Origin of the sequence: Paludibacterium sp. B53371, from assembly GCF_018802765.1 — a bacterium.
GTDB lineage: Bacteria > Pseudomonadota > Gammaproteobacteria > Burkholderiales > Chromobacteriaceae > Paludibacterium.
Genome location: NZ_CP069163.1, coordinates 1,535,649 through 1,555,026 on the forward strand (window position 1 = coordinate 1,535,649; position 19,378 = coordinate 1,555,026).

Sequence of the window (19,378 nt, forward strand, 5' to 3'; positions counted from 1 at the left end):
CTGGTCAAAACAGTAGAAGGACGACCCCATGTATTTCGTCGATCGCTCCGTGGCAGTCATCAAGCCGAAGCAACCGTTCCATCAGTGGCTGCATGCCCTGCCGGACAATGATCTGGATCTGACGCTCGATACCCTGCGCAGCAATTGCAATGCCATCCTGCTGCCGGACTTCGAAGAGCCCGAGCAATGCGTGGCCTATCTGGACGAGATTTACGACCAGCTTTTCCGCATGGAGCTGGCAGGCTGGTGCGAAGACAGCGCCCTGTGGCCGCAGGATCTGTCGCTCAAGGCTTTCTGGGAGTGGTTTGATGTCGAGATCCATTCGCAGGTCTTTGACAGCGTCGAAGGCGACATCACCAACCGGGCTGCCGAAGGGGTGGAATGACCCCGTACACGGTGGCCTGCGCATCCGCCGCCGACTTCCGTGTCGCGTTGCGCCCCTCGCTGGCCTGGCGTGTCCTGCTGGCGCTGTGCGCCCTGATCTTGCTGTTCGCCTGGCCGGGGACGGTTTCCGTCTGGTGGCTGTTGCTGCTGCCGTGGCCACTGTGGCGGCTGTGGCAGCTGGGTGAGGGACCGGTTGCACTGGCCGTGCGCGATGGCCGCCAGCTGTCTGTCCGCCAGGGTGCCGACTGGGTGCCGGTGCAGCCGGGGGCGGACAGTGTGGTCTTGCCCTGGCTGATCATCCTGCACTACACCCTGGCCGGCCGGCGCTACCATTGCGTGCTGCTGGCCGACTCCGCCGCAGCCGATGCCCTGCGCCGACTGCGGGTTTTTCTTCGCTGGCACCCGGCGGTGCCGCTGCATCAGGTATCACGATCATGACCGTCCGTACCTTGCCCGAGTGGCTCTCTTATCTCGAAACCCTGCACACCAAGGTCATCGACCTGGGGCTGGCGCGGGTAGGGCGTGTGCGCGCCGCCATGAAGCTGACGCCGGCCTGTCCGGTGATCATGATCGGCGGCACCAATGGCAAGGGTTCGGTCAGTGCCATGCTCTCGACCATGCTGATGCGTGCCGGCTACCGGGTCGGTACCTATACCTCGCCACATATCCTGCGTTACAACGAGCGTGTCGCCATCGACATGCAGCCGGTGGACGATGCCCGTCTGGTCGAGGCCTTTGCGGCGGTCGAGGCGGGGCGCGCCGAGGTGCCGCTCTCCTATTTCGAGTTCGGCACCCTGGCGGCCGTGCAGTGCTTCATGCAGGCCGAGGTCGATGTGATGGTGCTGGAGGTCGGTCTGGGTGGCCGGCTCGATGCCGTCAACGTCTTTGAGCCCGATGTTTCGGTGGTGGTCAGTGTGGACCTGGATCATCAGGATTATCTGGGCGATGACCGGGAAACCATCGGATTCGAAAAAGCCGGCATTTTTCGTGCCGGCAAGCCGGCCATTTGTGCCGATGCCCATCCGCCGCAAAAGTTGCTTGACCATGCTGCCGCCATCGGTGCGCCGCTGTTCCTGATCGGGCGTGACTTCGGTTTTACCCGCATGGAGCAGCAATGGTCGTTCAGCATGGGGGAGCGTCACTGGCATGCCTTGCCGTTCCCGGCGCTGCGAGGCAGCTATCAGCTGGCGAATGCCTCGGCGGCGCTGGCCGTGCTGGCGCAACTGCGCACGCAGTTGCCGGTCGATCTGGGCGCCATCAAGCGCGGGCTGCTGGAGGTCGACTGGCCCGGCCGTTTCCAGGTGCTGCCCGGCCGGCCGCAGGTGGTGCTGGATGTCGGTCACAATCCCCACGCCGTGCGGGCGCTGGTGGCCAATCTGCGCCAGCTGCCGTTTGCTGAAAACCGCTATGCCGTTTTCTCCATGCTGGCCGACAAGGACCTGGCTGCCGTCGCGGCGCTGGCCGCCGGCGAGTTCGACGGCTGGTTCGTTGGCGGGCTGCACATGCCGCGCGGTCAGCGTGCGGAAGAGATCGCTGCGATCCTCAAAACGGCCGGAGCGAAAAACCTGCGTCTGTTCGATACGGTTTCCGATGCCTGGAAGAGTGCCTTATCTGTTGCGGCAGAGAATGATAGAATCGTCGTTTTCGGGTCATTCCATACTGTTGCCGAGGTGATGTCTGCCCGGCAGTCACTACCCTGAGGATTGCATGGCCGGTCTGTCTGCTCAAGAAGAGCTGCTGCTGATGAAGAAGCGTGCACGCCGCCGCCTGGTGGGCGCCATTGTGCTGGTGCTGATCGCCACCGTGGTGCTGTGGAAGGTGCTGGGGCGCGTGCAGGATCAACCGATGCGTCCCGAGTCGGTGCTGGTCGTGGGGGTCGCCTCCGGCGGCACGCAGACGGCGCCGGGCGCCAAGACCCCGGCAGCGCGTGCGGCCGCCTCGGCCCCGCAGGATGCCTCGCGTCCAGAAGCCACGGCGCTGCCCGAATCGCTCTCCACCCTGTCCGAACCGGTCAATCCGGCGGTTGCCGCCCGCAGCGACGGCTCCGCGCCGCACGTCACCGCTGCCGCCCGTGGCAAGGAAGCCTCGGCGGCGGTGCACAGGAAGCCGGCAGAGGCCTCTGCCGCCCACGGCAAACCTGCCCGTCCGAAAACCCCGGATGCCAAGCCGCACAAGGCGGTTGATCCTGCCGCCATTCTGGAAGGTCGCGCCGATGGTGCCGACTCGGTCGCGGCGGCCAAGCCGTCCGCCGACGGCAGCAAGTACGTCATTCAGCTCGCCGCCCTGTCCGACCCGGCCAAGGCCGATGCACTCAAGGCCAAGCTGGCCGGGCTCGGTGTCGATGCCCGCTTCAGCAAGGTGCAAACCAGCAAGGGGCCTGCCACCCGTGTGCGTGTCGGTCCGTTCGCCAGTCGCAGCGAGGCCAATGCCGTCCTGAGGAAGCTGGCCAACGCCGGTGTGTCCGGCATTGTGGTGGGGCAATAAGCGCATGACCGTTCTGGATTACATCGCCTTCGCCATCCTCGCCGGTTCCGTCGTGGTCGGGCTGGTGCGTGGCCTGGTGGTCGAGGTGCTGTCGCTGGGTGCGTGGATGATCGCCTTCTGGTGTGCCAAGCAACTGGCGCCGGTGGTGACCGATTTCGTGCCCAAGGCGCTGGCCGCGCAAGGCTTGCGCATGGTGCTGGCCTTCATGGCCGTCTTTTTTGTCGTCTGGCTGCTGTCCTGCCTGCTGCGGGTCGTGCTGACCGGCCTGCTGGATTCGGCCGGGCTCGGCGGGGTGAATCGCTTGCTCGGTGCCGGCTTTGGCCTGGCGCGCGGCTCCCTGGTGCTGGTGGTGCTGACACTGATTGCCGGACTGACCGATCTGCCCCGGGAGCCTGCCTGGCGCAATGCCCTGCTGGCCCCGCCGCTGGAATCCGGGGCGCTGGCATTAAGGCCCTGGCTGCCGCCCATATTGGCGGACAGTCTGCATTACCCGGATAACGGGTGATACAAGCGGAATATCTTGATATCTTCAACTCAAGATTTCCGCTTTTTTTTATGTTCATTTCGGTTTCGTGGAAGAGAGCGAGTATGTGTGGAATCCTCGGTGTGGTCGGCCAGTCGGCCGTCAACCAACTGCTGTATGACGGATTGCAGGTGCTGCAACATCGTGGCCAGGATGCCGCGGGCATCGTGACGGCCTCCGGCAAGACATTTCACATGCACAAGGGCAGCGGACTGGTGCGTGACGTCTTCCGTACGCGCAATATGCGCTCCCTGCAGGGAACGGCCGGCATCGCCCACGTGCGCTATCCGACCGCCGGTTCGGCTGCCAGTCTGGCCGAGGCGCAACCTTTCTATGTCAACTCGCCGTTCGGCATCGTGCTGGCGCACAACGGCAACCTGACCAATACCGATGAGCTCAAGGCAGACATGTTCCGGCATGACCTGCGGCACATCAACACGCGCTCCGATTCGGAAGTGCTGCTCAATGTGCTGGCGCACGAAATTGCCCAGCGTGTGGAAGGCTACGAGCTGTCGATTGACGCCGTGTTCGGCGCGGTCGAGGCCGTGCACCGCCGGGTCAAGGGGGCCTATGCCGTGGTGGCGATGATTGCCGGCTATGGTCTGGTGGCCTTTCGTGATCCAAGCGGCATTCGCCCGCTGGTCATGGGGGTGCATACCCATGAAAACGGCAAGACCGAAACCATGTTTGCCTCCGAGTCGGTCGCGCTGGATTGTTCGGGCTTCGAGTTGCTGCGCGATGTGCAGCCGGGTGAGGCGGTATTTGTCACTTTCGATGGCGATGTGCATGCCCGGCAATGCGCCGTCTCGACCCGCCTGGCGCCCTGCCTGTTCGAATATGTCTACTTTGCCCGCCCGGATTCGGTGATCGACGGCGCGTCGGTTTATCTGGCCCGCATCGCCATGGGCGCCATGCTGGCGGAGAAGGTCCGGCGCGTGCTGCCGGAAATCGACATCGATGTGGTCATGCCCATCCCCGATACCAGCCGTCCGAGTGCCCTGCAGCTGGCCAATACCCTGGGCTTGCCCTATCGCGAAGGTTTCATCAAAAACCGCTATATCGGCCGGACTTTCATCATGCCGGGACAGGCCGTGCGCAAGAAGTCGGTACGACAAAAGCTCAACCCGGTCGCCACCGAGTTCAAGGGGCGCAATGTGCTGCTGGTGGACGATTCCATCGTGCGGGGTACCACTTCCAAGGAGATCGTGCAGATGGCGCGCGATGCCGGTGCGAAAAAAGTCTATTTCGCTTCTGCGGCACCTGCGGTACGCTTTCCCAATGTCTATGGCATCGACATGCCGACTCGTGCCGAGCTGCTGGCCACCGGCCGCACCGAGGACGAGATTGCGCGGGAAATCGGTGCCGACGCCGTGATCTACCAGGATCTCTCGGCGCTGATGGCGGCGGTGCACAGTGTCAACCCGGCACTGAGCGAATTTGAAACCTCTTGCTTCGACGGCAACTACATTACCGGCGACATCTCGCAGGCCTATCTGGAGGCCGTCGAATGCTCGCGTCTGGCCGGCAAGGCCAGCGACGAGGAGGCCACGTCACAGTTCATCGACCTGAACCTCAACGTGGCTGAGCAGAATCTGATCTGAGTCGCACGGCGGCCTCCGGCCCCGTGACAGACCGGATCCCCCGGTATGATGTCGGCAGGCATCGTGCCGGGGGATTTGTTTTGCCATACCCCGAAAACAAGAAAGAGACATCATGAGCATCACCGAACCAAGTTACCATCCGGAAACCCTGGCGATTCGCAGTGGCAGCGAGCTGAGCGCGTTCGGCGAACACAGCCAGGCCTTGTATCTCTCCTCCAGTTTCACTTTTGGCAGTGCCGAAGAAGGTGCCCGTCTGTTTCTCGGCGAGCAGGAGGGCTATACCTATTCCCGCTTTACCAACCCGACGGTCAGTGCCTTCCAGTCGCGGCTGGCTGCGCTGGAAGGCGGCGAGCGCGCCATCGCCACCGCCAGCGGCATGGCGGCCATTCAGGCCGTGATGCTGACCAACCTGCAGGCCGGGGACCATCTGCTGTCGTCGCAAAGCCTGTTTGGCTCGACGCTGAACCTGTTTGCCGGCACCTTGTCGCGCTTCGGCATCGATACGACTTTTGTGGCCCCGACGGATCTGGGCGCCTGGCGTGCCGCCATGCGGCCGAATACCAAGATCCTGTTTGTGGAAACGCCGTCGAATCCGCTGACCGAGGTGGCGGACTTGCGTGCCCTGGCGGATCTGGCGCACGAACACGGCGCCCTGTTGGTGGTGGATAACTGCTTCTGCTCGCCGGCCCTGCAGCAGCCGCTCAGGCACGGGGCCGACCTGGTGGTGCATTCGGCCACCAAGTTCCTGGATGGCCATGGCCGGGTGTTGGGTGGTGCCGTGGTGGGCAGCGACAAACTGATCGAGCCCATCTATCTGCACGTCCGCACCGCCGGCCCGTCGCTTTCGGCTTTCAATGCCTGGGTTTTGCTTTCGGGGCTGGAGACCTTGTTCATTCGCATGGAACGTCAGTGTGCCACCGCAGGGCAACTGGCCGAATGGCTGCAGGGGCTGCCACAGGTCGAGCGCGTCTACTATCCGGGGCTGGCCAGCCACCCGCAGCATGAACTGGCCATGCGGCAACAAAGCCAGGGCGGGGCGGTGCTGTCCTTTGTGGTCAAAGGGGGCAGGGAAGCGGCCTGGCGTGTCGTGGACGGCGTGACGCTGATCTCGCGCACTGCCAATCTGGGTGATGTCAAAACCACCCTGACGCATCCGGCCTCGACGACCCACGCCCGGGTGACGCCGGAGGCCCGCGAGCGCGCCGGTATTGTTGAAGGCTTGCTGCGCGTGGCCGTCGGCCTGGAGCATGTCGAGGACCTGAAACACGACCTGCTGCGCGGCTTGTAGCGCGTCAATCGGGTATTTGCTCGGGCGTTTAAAACGGCAGCTTGTTAAGCTGCCGTTTTTCATTATATTGTCATCACAAGAGGGTCAAACGTTTGTCCCAGAGCGGGCCTCGAATGGTTGGCTATTGACATGGGTCAAATTAAAACGTAAGTTTCAAACACCTGTTCGAAACGCAGTGAACACAATCAAACAAAACAAAATGACAGGACCAGGAGATTCAATGGAAGTCGCAAGCAAACCCGATACGACGAGCCGGATACTGGATGTATCCGAGCGACTTTTTGTCGAGCATGGTTTCGAGGGCACCTCGCTGCGCATGATCACCCAGCAGGCGGGGGTCAATCTGGCCGCGGTGAATTATCACTTCGGCTCCAAGGACAAGTTGTTCGAGTCGGTTTTTCTGCGCCGCCTGGCGCCCCTGATCTCGGCCTGTCTGTCCGAGCTGGACCAGCTGGAAGCCCTGCCGGAACCCGGTGTGGAAGGCTTGGTGATGAGCTTCATTCGTCCCTGTCTGATGCTGTCCAAGGATCCGTCGCGGGGCGGTGCCATGTTTGTGCGCCTGCTGTCGCGGACCCTGGTGGAAAACCACCGCGTACTGCGCGATACCCTGTCGCAGCAGTACAGCGTGTTTGTTGAACGGTATAGCGCCGCCTTCAGTCGCGTCCTGCCGGAACTGCCGGCCGAAGAGCTGGCCTGGCGCATGCATTTCTCCTTCAGCGTGATGTTCAATGCCTTTGCCGGCAATGACGTGCTGAAGATCTTTACCCGCAGTCAGGTGGTCAGTGCCCGGGATCCGGACATGATCGTCAAACACCTGCTGCCCTATGTGGTCAGTGCGCTGGTGGCGCCTGCCCGCAGCTGATTTTGCAGTCCCGGCCGGCTTGCCCGCCGGCCCACAATAATCCCGGCAGATCAGGGTGAGTACACCCGACAAGCCGGAAAAAGGCTCAACACGAGGAGAAGTCTATGTTGTTATCTGCTGTCATCCTGATTGCACTATTGGGCGCGCTGGCTTACTTCCGCGCGCCGGTGCTCGCCTGGAGTGTGGTGGTGGCCGGCTGGCTGGGCGCCTTGCCCTTCCTGGCGGCCGGTACGGTCGTTGCACCGTGGGTCTGGGGCGTGTTTGTTGCCATTGCCCTGATCCTCAATCTGACGCCGCTGCGTCGCGCGCTGTTTACCGGTCCGGTGTTCGCCATCTTCAAGAAGATCACCCCGGCCATGTCGCAGACCGAGCAGGAGGCCATCAACGCCGGTACTGTCTGGTGGGATCGTGACCTGTTCTCCGGCAAGCCGGACTGGAGCCGCCTCGAATCCTTCCCGGCACCCAAGCTGTCGGCTGAAGAGCAGGCCTTTGTCGATGGTCCGACTGAAGAACTGTGCAACATGATCGACGACTGGTCGATTACCCACGAGCAGAAAGATCTGCCGCCGCAAGTCTGGGACTTCATCAAGAAGAGCGGCTTCCTCGGCATGATCATCCAGAAGAAATACGGTGGTCTGGAGTTCTCCAACTACGGTCACGCCAAGGTGGTGACCAAGATCGCTACCCGCAGCGGCTCGGCCGCCGTGTCGGTGATGGTGCCCAACTCGCTCGGCCCGGGTGAGCTGCTGCAGCACTACGGTACCGAAGCGCAGAAGAACTTCTACCTGCCGCGTCTGGCCCGTGGTGAAGACATCCCCTGCTTTGCCCTCACCAGCCCTTATGCCGGTTCCGATGCAGGCAGCATTCCGGATTACGGCGTGGTTTGCCGTGGTTCTTACACCGACCCGCATACCGGCGAACACCACGACAACGTACTCGGTATCCGCGTGACATGGGAAAAGCGCTGGATCACCCTGGCACCGGTCGCGACCGTACTCGGCCTGGCCTTCAAACTGTTTGACCCGGACAAGTTGCTGGGTGACAAGCACGATATCGGTATCACCTGCGCGCTGGTGCCCACGGCGCACGCCGGTGTTGAAATCGGTCGTCGCCACTTCCCCGGTGGCGCGGTATTCATGAACGGCCCGACCTGGGGCAAGGATGTCTTCATCCCGATGGACTGGGTCATCGGCGGTCAGGAGTATGTCGGCCAGGGCTGGCGCATGCTGGTCGAGTGTCTGTCGGTGGGGCGCTGCATTTCGCTGCCGGCCATGTCGGTGGCTTCCGGCAAGCTGGCCAGCTTCGTCACGGGTGCCTTTGCCCGTATCCGCGATCAGTTTGGTCTGCCGGTCGGCAAATTCGAGGGCGTGGACGAAGCACTGGCGCGCGTTGCCGGCCATACCTATCAAATGGAGGCGGCGCAGGATCTGGCGCTGACCGGCCTGGATCTGGGCGAAAAGCCCTCGGTGCTGTCGGCGGTGCTGAAGTATCACAACACCGAGCGCATGCGCAAAGTGGTCAATGACGCCATGGACATTCATGGTGGCAAGACCGTGGTACTGGGGCCGCGCAACTATCTCGGCCGTGCCTATCAGGCCATCCCGATTGCCATCACGGTGGAAGGTGCCAACATCCTCACCCGTTCGATGATCATCTACGGCCAGGGCGCTATCCGCTGCCATCCGTTCGTGCTGCGTGAAATGCGTGCCGCCATGGACAACAACCTGGCAGAGTTCGACGACGCCTTTACCGGACACATTGGCTTCATTGCCAGCAACAAGGTCCGTGCCTTCTGGATGGGCCTGACCGGTGCCGCGCTGGTGCGCAGCCCGAAGGGCGGGGCGACGGCCGCTTACTACAAGCAAATCACTCGCTTCTCCAGTGCCTTTGCCCTGTTGTCGGATATGGCCATGTTCAGTCTCGGCGGCTCGCTCAAGTTCCGCGAAAAGCTGTCGGCCCGCCTCGGTGACATGCTGTCCGGCTTGTATATCGCGACCGCAGCACTGAAGCGCTTCGAACGCGATGGTGCCCACAAGGAAGATTTGCCGCTGGTGCAGTGGGCGGTCGAGTCGGCGCTGTACGACGTGCAGCAAGCCATGCACGGCTTCCTCAGCAATCTGCCGAGCCGTGGTCTGGCCTGGGTGCTGCGTCGCCTGATCTTCCCGTGGGGCCTGACCCTGACGCCGCCGTCCGACAAGCTGGGTACCCGCGTGGCACGCAGCATCATGGAGCCGGGTGCGGCACGTGCCCGTCTGACCCATGGCATCTTTGTTTCCAAGGATGAGCGCGATGCCGTTGGTGTGATGCCGATTGCCCTGCAAGCGATTCTGGATACCGAACCGCTGGAGCAAAAGCTGCGCAAGCTGGCACGCGAAGGCAAGTTCCATACCCTGACTGCGCGCGAACGTCTGGCCGAAGCCCTGCAGCAAGGGCTGATTACCCAGCAGGAGTTCGATGCCATCAGTCGTGCGCGCAAGCTCAAGCGTGATGTGATCATGGTCGATGACTTTGACATGAAACTTGAGCAACACGACGCTGGCTTGCTGGAACGTCTGATTTTCTAGTGCAGCGCAACATTCGTGTCCTTCGGGTGGCTGTCCGCCATCCGAAGGTACCGGGGGAGAGTGCATGATCACGGTGCCGCAAGGCGCACCTGCTTTGCGGGTGCCAGTGTTGCAGGACAGCCTGGACGATCGCGGCAGAGTCCGTGCCGGCTGGTTGTTCGGTCAGATGGATCTGGCGGCCATTCTGGCCGGTGAGCGTCTGGCGCACGGACCGGTGGCGGCGGTATCGGTCAATGCCTTTCAGCTGCAGGTGCCTTTGTATCTCGGCGATGTGTTGTCACTTTATGCAGATTGCCTGCGCAAGGGTAGTTCTTCGCTGGTTTTGAAGATTGTGGCCTCGGCCGAACGGTCGGATGGCGCCATTGTGCCGGTGACAGAAGTGATCATGACCTATGTGGCGGTCGATTTGCAGGGGAAATCCCGTGTTATCGCCTGATTTTGCGGCGAAAACAGGGGTTGTTGCTATGGTGTTGCAAAGCTGTAATATAAAACGCGCGTTTGGAACAAGTGCTCGGTTTTTTAGTGGACAGACTCTAATTCTCTGGTAGTATCCCAGCAGAAACGTTTTGCGTTTCTCATAAAAAATGTGAAATCAAATACTATATGCATCGAGAGGGATAACATGAGACTCAAGCTTCTTAGTTTGTCGGTAATGACCATCGGCGCCGCGGCACTGTCCGGCCAGGCGCTGGCATCCGGCTATAACTTTGGCTCGCAGAGCGTGTCCGCACAGGGAACGGCACATGCTAACGCTGCAGAAGCAGCGGATCCGTCCACGATTTATTACAACCCGGCTGGCCTGTCCGAGCTTGACGGCACCCAGATGCAATTTGGTGTCACGGCCGTTCTGCCCGACTCCAGCTACACCGACTCCGGTTCCCATCGCTTCAACAGTGGTGCGACTGGCCTTGGCACCAGCGGCAGCGCGACCAACAGCTCTTTTGTGCCCTCTTCGGTGGTGGTGCCAAACTTCTATCTGAGCCACAAGCTCGATGATCGATTCACCATCGGTCTCGGGGTGTTCGTGCCTTATGGTGCCAAGCTGAATTATGGCACCGACAGCGTGACGCGCTACGCACTGGAAAGCATCAACCTGCAGTCGGTGAACTTTAATCCGTCGATTTCTTTCAAGCTGGACGAGCACAATAGCTTTGGCTTTGGTGTGTCGGCTCAGTATATGAAGGCCTCGCTGCAAAAAGCCGTGGATGTGGGTACTGGTATTTTCGGTCTAGGTGCCCGATTTGGTGCCGCAGCCATTCCCGGGCTGGGCGGGGTGACCGGCAATATGCTGATGGCCGCTGCTCCGGGGCTGGGCGACGGTCAGGTCAAGTTGGATGCTGATGGCTGGGGCTTCGGCTTTAACCTGGGTTATCTGTTCAAGCTGGACGATCACACCCGTTTCGGCCTGGCATATCGCTCCAAGATCCGCACCAAGTTGACCGGCACCGCCAACTGGGATTACAGCAATGTCGGCGGCGGGGCGTTGTCACCGGCTGTTCTGGGGATCATTAACTCCGGGTCACACCTGACCTCTTCGGCCAATACCACCGTGGATACGCCGCAGTCGGCATCGGCCAGCTTCTACCGCGACCTGACCGACAAGCTGGCGGTGATGAGCACTGTGACCTGGTGGGGCCACTCGGCGATGCAGAACATCACCGTGAACTTTGATCGCGCCAATGAAGGTCCGATGACCATCAACCAGAACTGGAAGGACAGCTGGACCTACGCCCTGGGCGCCAATTACAAGGTCAACGATGCCCTGATGCTGCGTACCGGTGTGGCTTACGAACAAAGTCCGGTACCGAATGACAATCTGCGCCATGTGGCTTTGCCGGACAGTGACCGTACCTGGTTGTCGCTGGGTGCCAATTACAAGTTCGACAAGAAGCAGTCGGTGGACTTCGCCTACAGCTATATCTGGTTCAAGAATGCCAATGTCAATTATGTTGACAATTGCAACCCGGCTGGGACCACTTGTACCGGTAACGGCGAAACCACTTCGGGTTCGTTCAAGACCCATATGCAAATGATCGGTCTGGCGTACAACTATCGCTTCTAATCAGCAGTCCGTTTAGAGGCGTGGTGACAGGCGGCGTGCTTTCCGGCGCCGCCTGTCGGCAGTAACGGAAGGGTTGAGGGGCCCGTCCGAGAGGCGGTTGCACCGGTGTGCTGCAACACCGGCGACAAACCGCACTAAACATGTGTATTCAATAAACGAGGAAACCATGTCTCAAACCAAGTTTATCGTGCGTAAGGTAGCGGTACTCGGTGCCGGCGTGATGGGGGCACAGATTGCCGCCCATCTGGCCAATGCCAAGGTACCGACCGTGCTGTTCGACCTGCCGGCCACGACCGGCGACAAGAATGCCATCGCGCTGAAGGCAATTGACGCGCTGAAGAAACAGAAACCGTCCCCGCTGGCCGGCAAGGATGCCATCAGTGCCATCACCGCTGCCAACTATGACGATCATCTGTCCCTGCTGAAAGACTGCGATCTGGTGATCGAAGCCATCGCAGAACGCATGGACTGGAAGACCGACCTGTACCGCAAGGTCGCGCCCCATCTGGGCGAAAACACGATCTTCGTGACCAATACTTCCGGCCTGTCGATCAACACCCTGGCCGACAGCCTGCCGGACAACCTCAAGCCGCATTTCTGCGGCGTGCACTTCTTCAATCCGCCGCGCTATATGCACCTGGTGGAAATCATCCCGTGCCGTGGCTCGGGTGCCGAGATGCTGGACAACCTGGAACGCTTCCTGGTGACCACGCTGGGCAAGGGCGTGATCCGCGCCAAAGATACCCCGAACTTCGTCGCCAACCGCATCGGCGTGTTCTCCATGCTGGCGACCATCGCCAATGCCGAAAAATTCGGCATCCGCTTCGATGTGGTCGACGATCTGACCGGCCCGCGCCTCGGCCGTCCGAAGTCGGCTACCTTCCGTACGGCGGATGTGGTCGGTCTGGACACCTTCTCGCATGTGGTCAAGACCATGCAGGACACCCTGCCGAACGACCCGTGGCATGGCCTGTTCAAGTCGCCTGAATGGCTGCAGAAACTGATTGCTGCCGGTGCACTGGGTGCCAAGACCAAGGTCGGCATCTACAAGAAGGAAGGTAAGCAGATGTTCGTGCTCGACCCGGCCAGCGGCAATTATGTCGGCTCGGGCGAGAAGGGCGACGATGCGGTCAAGGAAATCCTCAAGAATCCGGATCCTGCCGCCAAGTTCAAGGCGCTGCGCGAAAGCAGCCACCCGCAGGCGCAGTTCCTCTGGGCCTGCTTCTGCGATGTGTTCCATTACATCGCTTTCCACCTGGCTGATATCGCTCACAGTGCGCGTGACGTCGACTTCGCCATTCGCTGGGGTTTTGGCTGGAACTTCGGTCCGTTCGAGACCTGGCAATCGGCAGGCTGGCAGCAAGTGGCCGGCTGGGTGAATGAAGACATCAAGGCCGGCAAGACCCTGTCTGCTGCCGCGCTGCCGGCCTGGGTGCTGGAAGCCGACCGTGCCGGCGTGCATTTCGCCGACGGTTCCTACGATGCTGCAGGCGGCAAGCTGGTGGGTCGCTCCACGCTGGATGTCTACCGCCGTCAGCTGGCACCGGCCAAGGTGCTGGGCGAGAAGAATGCCCCGCTGGGCGAAACCGTTTACGAGAACGATGGCGTGCGCGCCTTCACGACCGGTGACGATGTGCTGGTGGTGTCGTTCAAGAGCAAGGCCCATGCCATTGGTCCGGATGTACTCGAAGGCGTCAATGCCGCGCTCGATATTGCCGAGGCCCGTTTCAAGGCCCTGGTGATCTGGCAGACGGAAGAGCCGTTCTCGGTGGGTGCCGATCTGCAGTCGATGATGCCGGCCTTCATGATGGGGGACTGGGACAGCATCGAGAATATGGTGCGTCGCTTCCAGGATACCTCGATGCGCCTGCGCTACAGCCAGATCCCGACCGTGGCCGCCACTCAGGGTTACGTCTTCGGTGGTGGCTGCGAGTTCACCATGCACGTCGACAAGGTGGTTGCCGCACTCGAATCCTACGTCGGTCTGGTTGAAGTGGGTGTCGGTCTGCTGCCGGGCGGTGGTGGTTGCAAGGAATTCGCACTGCGTGCCGCTCAGCAAGCCAAGGGTGGCGACATCCTGTCGGTGCTGAAGGATTACTTCCTGGCCGTGGCCATGGCCAAGGTGGGCACCAGCGCCATCGAAACGCAGGAAATCGGTTACTTCCGTCCGACCGATGTGGTGGTGTTCAACGCCTATGAGCTGTTGTACGTCGCCAAGCAGCAGGCACTGGCCATGGCCGAATCCGGCTATCGTCCGCCGCTCAAGGTCAAGTCTTTCCCGGTTGCGGGCCGCACCGGTGCAGCATCGATCAAGGGCCAACTGGTGAACATGCTCGAAGGGCGTTTCATCAGCCAGCACGACTTCTTCATCTCCGGTCTGATTGCAGATGTGATGACCGGTGGCGACGTCGAGGCCGGCACCGAGGTCGACGAGCAGTGGATTCTGGAGCTGGAACGCAAGGCCTTCATGACCTTGCTGAAGAACAGCAAGACCCAGGACCGCATTGCCAATATGCTGACCACCGGCAAGCCGCTGCGTAATTGAGGGAGAAAAACAATCATGGTTAAGCAAGTACAAGAAGCCTATATCGTTGCAGCGACGCGCAGTCCGGTTGGTAAAGCCCCGCGCGGCATGCTGCGTCACGTTCGTCCGGATGACCTGCTGGCGCATGTCATCAAGGGGGCGCTGGCCCAGGTGCCGTCGCTGGATACCAGCCTGATTTCCGATGCCGTGGTCGGTTGCGCCTTCCCGGAAGCCGAGCAGGGTCTGAACATGGCGCGTATCGGCGTGCTGCTGGCTGGCCTGCCGGATACGGTGGGTGGTGTCACCATCAACCGTTACTGCTCTTCCGGTATCAATGCCGTGCAAATGGCCGCCGACCGTATCCGTCTGGGTGAGGCCGATGTGGTGATTGCCGGTGGTGCCGAGTCGATGTCGATGGTGCCGATGATGGGTAACAAAATCGCCCTGAACCCGGAAATCTTCGCCAGGGATGAGAACTACGCCATTGCCTATGGCATGGGTCTGACCGCCGAGAAGGTGGCGCAGCAATGGGGCGTTTCGCGCGAAGATCAGGATGCCTTCGCCGTCGAATCGCATCGTCGCGCACTGGCGGCCATCGAGGCCGGTGCCTTCAAGTCGGAAATCACCCCGTTCGAAGCCACTTATCGTCGCCCGAATCTGGCGACCGGTGAAGTGCAGATCAGCAAGAAACTGCTCGACACCGACGAAGGCCCGCGTGCCGACACTTCGCTGGAAGGTCTGGCCAAGCTGAAGACGGTCTTTGATGCCAAGGGTACGGTCACTGCCGGTAACAGCTCGCAGATGTCCGATGGCGCCGGTGCCGTGGTTCTGGTGTCGGAAAAGATCCTCAAGCAGTTCAACCTGACCCCGCTGGCGCGCTACGTGACCTTCTCGGTCAAGGGTGTGCCGCCGGCCATCATGGGGATCGGTCCGAAGGAAGCCATTCCGCTGGCTTGCCGTCAGGCCGGCATCAGCCAGGCTGACCTGAAGTGGATCGAGCTGAATGAAGCGTTTGCCGCTCAGGCCCTGGCCGTGATTCGCGATCTGGAGCTGGATACCAGCCTGGTCAACCCGCATGGTGGTGCCATCGCGCTCGGTCACCCGCTGGGTGCGACCGGTGCCATCCGTACCGCCACCCTGGTGCACGGCATGCGTAACCGTGGTCAGAGCGGCTATGGCATGGTGACCATGTGTATCGGTACCGGCATGGGCGCGGCAGGCATTCTGGAAATCCTCTAAGCCATCCGCTTCCCGTTCGACAAAGCGGCATCCTCGACAGAGGGTGCCGTTTTTTTATCCCTTCTGCGGGATCATGCTGTCGCAAAAATAATACGACCAGCGGTCATTTTATTTTGAGAACGGCTAGGACGCCTGGTTTTGCCATGACATGCCGGCGAGGGCGGTGCTATTCTGGTTAGAGTTACGGCTCCAAACGTCCGTTCGTGACGTGAGCCAGGCAAGTCTAAGGAGATAGGATGGGAAGCCCGACCCTGCTGCCGGAGCAGCAAGTATCAACCCTGGAGGCCGCCTTTGCCGCCATGCAGGCCGCCAGTCGGCGCGAGCCGTTTCCGGATCTGGCTTTGCGACGCCAGCGCCTGACCCGGCTGGCCGATGTGCTGTTTCAGCATCAGGACGCCATCGCTGCCGCCATCAGCGCCGATTTTGGTCATCGCAGTGCGGAAGAAACCCGGCTGGCCGAGCTGTTTCCCTCGCTGGAGGGAATTCGGCATGCGCGCCACCATCTGCGCCGCTGGATGCGGCCGCAGCGCCGCTCGGTGGCGTTCTGGTTCAAGCCGGCGCGCAACCGGGTGATGCCGCAGCCGCTGGGCGTGGTCGGCATTGTGGTGCCCTGGAACTATCCGCTGTTTCTGGCGATTGGTCCGCTGGTGGCCGCCCTGGCCGCCGGCAATCGCGCCATGATCAAGATGTCCGAGTTCACCCCGCAAACCGGCGCCTTGCTGGCCGATCTCCTGGCGCAGGCGCTGGGGCCCGAGGTCGTGCAGGTGTTCAACGGTCCGGTTGAACTGGCGCAGCGCTTCGGCAGCCTGCCGTTCGATCATCTGCTGTTTACCGGCTCGACGGCCGTGGGGCGCGAGGTGATGCGCGCGGCGGCGGCGAATCTGACCCCGGTGACGCTCGAACTGGGCGGTAAATCGCCGGTATTGCTGGCCGCCGATGCCGATATGGCGCGTGCTGCCGAAGCGGTCGTTGCCGGCAAGATGCTCAATGCCGGGCAGACCTGCGTCGCGCCGGATTATGTGCTGCTGCCGCGCGGTCAGCGCGAACAGTGGGTCAGGGCGCTGTCTGCGGCTGCGCGCAAATTGTATCCGGCGCTGAAAGACAATCCTGATTACACCGCCATCATCAACCAGCGCCATTACCAGCGTCTGGCCAGCTGGATCGAGGCGGCGCGGGCGGCCGGGGCCGTGGTTGAGCAGATCAATCCGCGTCAGGAGGACACGGCCTCTGTGCGCAAACTGCCGCTGACTCTGGTCTGGCAATGCCCGGAGGACGCCGTGTTGATGCAGGAAGAGATCTTCGGCCCGGTATTGCCGCTGGTCGAGTACGACGATCTGCCGCAGGCCATCGACTATATCAACCAGCGACCGCGTCCGCTGGCGCTCTATCTGTTCAGCGACCAGCCTGCCGTACAGCAACGCGTCTTGCAGCAGACGGTTTCCGGCGGGGTGGTGATCAATGAAACCATGCTGCATGTGATTCAGGAGGATATGCCGTTTGGCGGTGTCGGCCCCTCTGGCATGGGCCATTACCATGGCCGTGAGGGCTTCCTGACGATGTCCAAGCTCAAGCCGGTGATGCAGCAGCGGCGTCTGCAGACGCGCTGGATGCTGTTGCCTCCCTATGGTGCCCTGGCGCGGTGCTTGCTCAAGCTGATGGTGCGCAAGTGATGCTGACACGCCGACAACTGATCAAGGGGGGCGTGCTGGGTGGCGTGGTGCTGCTGGGGGCTGGCTGGCTGGCGCGGCCGGCGCCTGAAACGCCAACCGGCAGTTCGAAGGCCTTTCAGTTTCTGACGCCGCAGGATGCCGTGGTGGTGGGGGCCATCGCACCAGCCATGCTGGCGGTCGAGGCACTGCAGGTGGCGCGGGTCGTGCAGGGCGTGGATCAGGCCATTGCCGCCTTGCCCCTGGCCTTGCAGCGCGAATTGCGCCAGTTGTTCGACTTGCTGGGCAATCCCTGGGGGCGGCGTTATCTGGCCGGCCTGAGCACGCCTTGGTCGCGGGCGGATGCCATCGAAGTCGCGGCCTTTCTGCGTCGCTGGCAGCTGAGTCGTCTGGCCTTGCTGCGCACGGGGTATCAGGCCTTGCATGCCCTGATTGCGGCGGCCTGGTATGGCAATGAGGAAAGCTGGCCCGGCATCGGCTATCAAAGACCAGCACGCATCATGGGGGTGTTGCAATGAGTGGCAAGGCGACGATTCCGGACCCGTGGGAGCAGGGGCTGAGTCAGGGCTGGCGCGTGACCGATGGCGCGAGCGTACATCAGGATCAGACGCTGCAGGCGGATGTGGCGATTATCGGCACTGGCGCCGGTGGCGGCATGGCCGCCGAGGTGCTGGCCATGCAGGGGTATTCGGTGATCCTGATCGAAGAGGGCGGGCTGAAAAGCTCGCGCGATTTTCATCTGCTGGAGCGAGAGGCCTATCCGGCGCTGTATCAGGAGTCCGCTGCCCGCAAGACGGTAGATCGGGGGATCACCATCCTGCAGGGGCGGACGGTGGGGGGCAGTACCACGGTCAACTGGACCTCCTCATTCCGTACGCCGGAGCCGACCCTGGCGTGGTGGCGCGAGCGCTATGGCCTGACGGCGCTGACCACGGCAGAAATGGCGCCGTGGTTTGCCCGCGCGGAGGCCCGGCTGGGGGTGGCCGACTGGCTGGTGGAGCCCAATGCCAATAACCAGGCCCTGGGGCGTGGCTGTCGTGCGTTGGGGATTCCCTATGGCCAGATCCGGCGCAATGTGCGCGGCTGCTGGAATCTGGGCTATTGCGGCATGGGTTGTGCCACCAATGCCAAGCAATCCATGCTGGTGACCACCATTCCTTCGGCCTTGCGTCATGGTGCGCAGCTGCTGACGCGCATGCGGGTGGATGCCTTGAGCTTTGATGCGGCGGGTACGCGGGTTACGTCGGTGCGCTGCCTGCCGCTGGCCGCCGATGGCTTGCGCCCCACGGGCCGGGTCGTAACCATTCGGGCGCGTGAGGTGGTGCTGGCCGCCGGTGCCATTGGTACGCCGGCCATTTTGCTGCGCAGCCAGGCCCCCGATCCGCATGGTCTGCTGGGGCGTCGCACCTTCCTGCACCCGGTGGCTTTGTCGGGGGCGCGCTTTGCCGAGCGTATCGATGCCTTTGATGGTGCGCCGCAAACGCTGTACAGCGACCACTTCATGCATACCGAGCCACTGGATGGCCCGCTGGGCTACAAGCTGGAAGTGCCGCCGGTTCATCCGTTGATCATGGGGGCGACGATGAGCGGTTTTGGCGCCGGTCATGCTGCACTGATGCGCGATCTGCCGCATTTGCAGGTCATGCTGGCACTGGTGCGCGACGGCTTTCATCCGGACAGCCAGGGTGGGGTGGTGCAGTTGAATCGCGATGGTCTGCCGCAGCTGGATTATCCGATCAACGATGTGTTGTGGGAGGCCTTGCGCCGCAGCTGGCTGACCATGGCCGAGTTGCAGTTTGCCGCCGGAGCCAGCACGGTGTTGCCGGTGCATGAGTCAGCTCAGCCGGCACGCAGCTGGCCGGAGGCACGGCAGATGATTGCCGGGCTGCCGCTCAAGGTGGGCCTGGCCAGAGTGGTCAGCGCCCATGTCATGGGCGGTGCGCCGATGGCCGGGGATGTCCGCTCAGGCGTGGTGGATGGCCATGGGCGTCACTGGCAGCTGGCCAATCTGACCGTGATGGATGGCTCGGTTTTTCCGACCAGCATTGGGGCCAATCCGCAGCTGTCGGTCTATGCCTTCTCGCTGCGCGCCGCCGAGGCGCTGGCTAGCAGGATGCGTCAGGGTTAGAAACGACGATGGCGCCGCAAGCGGCGCCATCTTTGACGAGGTCCCTGATTGC

General features: G+C 62.0%; 16 protein-coding genes. All 16 read left to right on the plus strand.

The window, feature by feature from the left end; genetic code table 11:
• The first annotated feature begins 28 nt into the window (after nt 1-28).
• The 16 genes from JNO51_RS07315 (at nt 29) to JNO51_RS07390 (ending at nt 19,326) form a co-directional block, all read left to right on the plus strand.
• Entirely contained in the window at nt 29-385 is a 357-nt protein-coding gene (locus JNO51_RS07315) for a hypothetical protein (protein WP_215782354.1), read from the plus strand.
• Nucleotides 382-822, plus strand: a complete 441-nt coding sequence (locus tag JNO51_RS07320) for a protein YgfX (protein ID WP_215782355.1) — start codon at nt 382-384, stop codon at nt 820-822. The genes JNO51_RS07315 and JNO51_RS07320 overlap by 4 nt, the downstream gene beginning before the upstream one ends.
• The gene (folC, locus tag JNO51_RS07325) at nt 819-2,084 is read left to right on the plus strand and encodes a bifunctional tetrahydrofolate synthase/dihydrofolate synthase (protein ID WP_215782356.1); all 1,266 of its coding nucleotides are present in this window, start codon (nt 819-821) and stop codon (nt 2,082-2,084) included. The genes JNO51_RS07320 and folC overlap by 4 nt, the downstream gene beginning before the upstream one ends.
• Before the next feature lie 7 nt (nt 2,085-2,091).
• Entirely contained in the window at nt 2,092-2,868 is a 777-nt protein-coding gene (locus tag JNO51_RS07330; protein ID WP_215782357.1) for an SPOR domain-containing protein, read from the plus strand.
• A 4-nt stretch (nt 2,869-2,872) separates the two neighbouring features.
• Nucleotides 2,873-3,373, plus strand: a complete 501-nt coding sequence (locus JNO51_RS07335) for a CvpA family protein (RefSeq protein WP_215782358.1) — start codon at nt 2,873-2,875, stop codon at nt 3,371-3,373.
• A gap of 83 nt (nt 3,374-3,456) precedes the next feature.
• A complete protein-coding gene (gene purF / locus JNO51_RS07340) occupies nt 3,457-4,992 on the plus strand; it encodes an amidophosphoribosyltransferase (RefSeq protein ID WP_215782359.1) in 1,536 nt (511 codons plus the stop codon).
• A gap of 112 nt (nt 4,993-5,104) precedes the next feature.
• On the plus strand, nt 5,105-6,280 hold the full coding sequence (locus tag JNO51_RS07345; RefSeq protein WP_215782360.1) for an O-succinylhomoserine sulfhydrylase: 1,176 nt from the start codon (nt 5,105-5,107) through the stop codon (nt 6,278-6,280).
• A 220-nt stretch (nt 6,281-6,500) separates the two neighbouring features.
• The gene (locus tag JNO51_RS07350; protein ID WP_215782361.1) at nt 6,501-7,142 is read left to right on the plus strand and encodes a TetR/AcrR family transcriptional regulator; all 642 of its coding nucleotides are present in this window, start codon (nt 6,501-6,503) and stop codon (nt 7,140-7,142) included.
• 104 nt (nt 7,143-7,246) lie between these two features.
• Entirely contained in the window at nt 7,247-9,706 is a 2,460-nt protein-coding gene (locus JNO51_RS07355; protein WP_252346208.1) for an acyl-CoA dehydrogenase, read from the plus strand.
• A 64-nt stretch (nt 9,707-9,770) separates the two neighbouring features.
• Complete coding sequence (locus tag JNO51_RS07360) at nt 9,771-10,142, plus strand: acyl-CoA thioesterase (RefSeq protein WP_215782362.1); 372 nt, start codon at nt 9,771-9,773, stop codon at nt 10,140-10,142.
• 186 nt (nt 10,143-10,328) lie between these two features.
• Nucleotides 10,329-11,768: an OmpP1/FadL family transporter gene (locus JNO51_RS07365; protein ID WP_215782363.1), complete on the plus strand. Its 1,440-nt coding sequence runs from the start codon at nt 10,329-10,331 to the stop codon at nt 11,766-11,768.
• Between the two features lie 166 nt (nt 11,769-11,934).
• On the plus strand, nt 11,935-14,313 hold the full coding sequence (locus JNO51_RS07370) for a 3-hydroxyacyl-CoA dehydrogenase/enoyl-CoA hydratase family protein (protein ID WP_215782364.1): 2,379 nt from the start codon (nt 11,935-11,937) through the stop codon (nt 14,311-14,313).
• Nucleotides 14,314-14,328: 15 nt separating this feature from the next.
• Nucleotides 14,329-15,531: an acetyl-CoA C-acyltransferase gene (locus JNO51_RS07375; RefSeq protein WP_215782365.1), complete on the plus strand. Its 1,203-nt coding sequence runs from the start codon at nt 14,329-14,331 to the stop codon at nt 15,529-15,531.
• A 236-nt stretch (nt 15,532-15,767) separates the two neighbouring features.
• Nucleotides 15,768-17,201, plus strand: coding sequence for a coniferyl aldehyde dehydrogenase (locus JNO51_RS07380; RefSeq protein WP_215782366.1), 1,434 nt, complete (start codon nt 15,768-15,770; stop codon nt 17,199-17,201).
• Nucleotides 17,201-17,716 (plus strand): hypothetical protein, encoded by a 516-nt coding sequence (locus JNO51_RS07385; RefSeq protein WP_215782367.1) that lies wholly within the window; start codon nt 17,201-17,203, stop codon nt 17,714-17,716. The genes JNO51_RS07380 and JNO51_RS07385 overlap by 1 nt, the downstream gene beginning before the upstream one ends.
• The gene (locus JNO51_RS07390) at nt 17,713-19,326 is read left to right on the plus strand and encodes a GMC family oxidoreductase (RefSeq protein WP_215782368.1); all 1,614 of its coding nucleotides are present in this window, start codon (nt 17,713-17,715) and stop codon (nt 19,324-19,326) included. Before JNO51_RS07385 ends, JNO51_RS07390 begins: the two co-directional genes overlap by 4 nt.
• Nucleotides 19,327-19,378 lie beyond the last annotated feature (52 nt).

Excerpts from the sequence above, each read along its gene's own strand:
- JNO51_RS07315 (WP_215782354.1), top strand. The coding sequence starts at position 29 with ATGTATTTCGTCGATCGCTCCGTGGCAGTCATCAAGCCGAAGCAACCG.
- JNO51_RS07345 (WP_215782360.1), top strand. The coding sequence starts at position 5,105 with ATGAGCATCACCGAACCAAGTTACCATCCGGAAACCCTGGCGATTCGC.
- JNO51_RS07360 (WP_215782362.1), top strand. The coding sequence starts at position 9,771 with ATGATCACGGTGCCGCAAGGCGCACCTGCTTTGCGGGTGCCAGTGTTG.
- JNO51_RS07370 (WP_215782364.1), top strand. The coding sequence starts at position 11,935 with ATGTCTCAAACCAAGTTTATCGTGCGTAAGGTAGCGGTACTCGGTGCC.
- JNO51_RS07335 (WP_215782358.1), top strand. The coding sequence starts at position 2,873 with ATGACCGTTCTGGATTACATCGCCTTCGCCATCCTCGCCGGTTCCGTC.
- JNO51_RS07350 (WP_215782361.1), top strand. The coding sequence starts at position 6,501 with ATGGAAGTCGCAAGCAAACCCGATACGACGAGCCGGATACTGGATGTA.
- JNO51_RS07385 (WP_215782367.1), top strand. The coding sequence starts at position 17,201 with ATGCTGACACGCCGACAACTGATCAAGGGGGGCGTGCTGGGTGGCGTG.
- folC (WP_215782356.1), top strand. The coding sequence starts at position 819 with ATGACCGTCCGTACCTTGCCCGAGTGGCTCTCTTATCTCGAAACCCTG.
- JNO51_RS07380 (WP_215782366.1), top strand. The coding sequence starts at position 15,768 with ATGGGAAGCCCGACCCTGCTGCCGGAGCAGCAAGTATCAACCCTGGAG.
- JNO51_RS07390 (WP_215782368.1), top strand. The coding sequence starts at position 17,713 with ATGAGTGGCAAGGCGACGATTCCGGACCCGTGGGAGCAGGGGCTGAGT.
- JNO51_RS07330 (WP_215782357.1), top strand. The coding sequence starts at position 2,092 with ATGGCCGGTCTGTCTGCTCAAGAAGAGCTGCTGCTGATGAAGAAGCGT.
- JNO51_RS07375 (WP_215782365.1), top strand. The coding sequence starts at position 14,329 with ATGGTTAAGCAAGTACAAGAAGCCTATATCGTTGCAGCGACGCGCAGT.
- JNO51_RS07355 (WP_252346208.1), top strand. The coding sequence starts at position 7,247 with ATGTTGTTATCTGCTGTCATCCTGATTGCACTATTGGGCGCGCTGGCT.
- purF (WP_215782359.1), top strand. The coding sequence starts at position 3,457 with ATGTGTGGAATCCTCGGTGTGGTCGGCCAGTCGGCCGTCAACCAACTG.
- JNO51_RS07320 (WP_215782355.1), top strand. The coding sequence starts at position 382 with ATGACCCCGTACACGGTGGCCTGCGCATCCGCCGCCGACTTCCGTGTC.
- JNO51_RS07365 (WP_215782363.1), top strand. The coding sequence starts at position 10,329 with ATGAGACTCAAGCTTCTTAGTTTGTCGGTAATGACCATCGGCGCCGCG.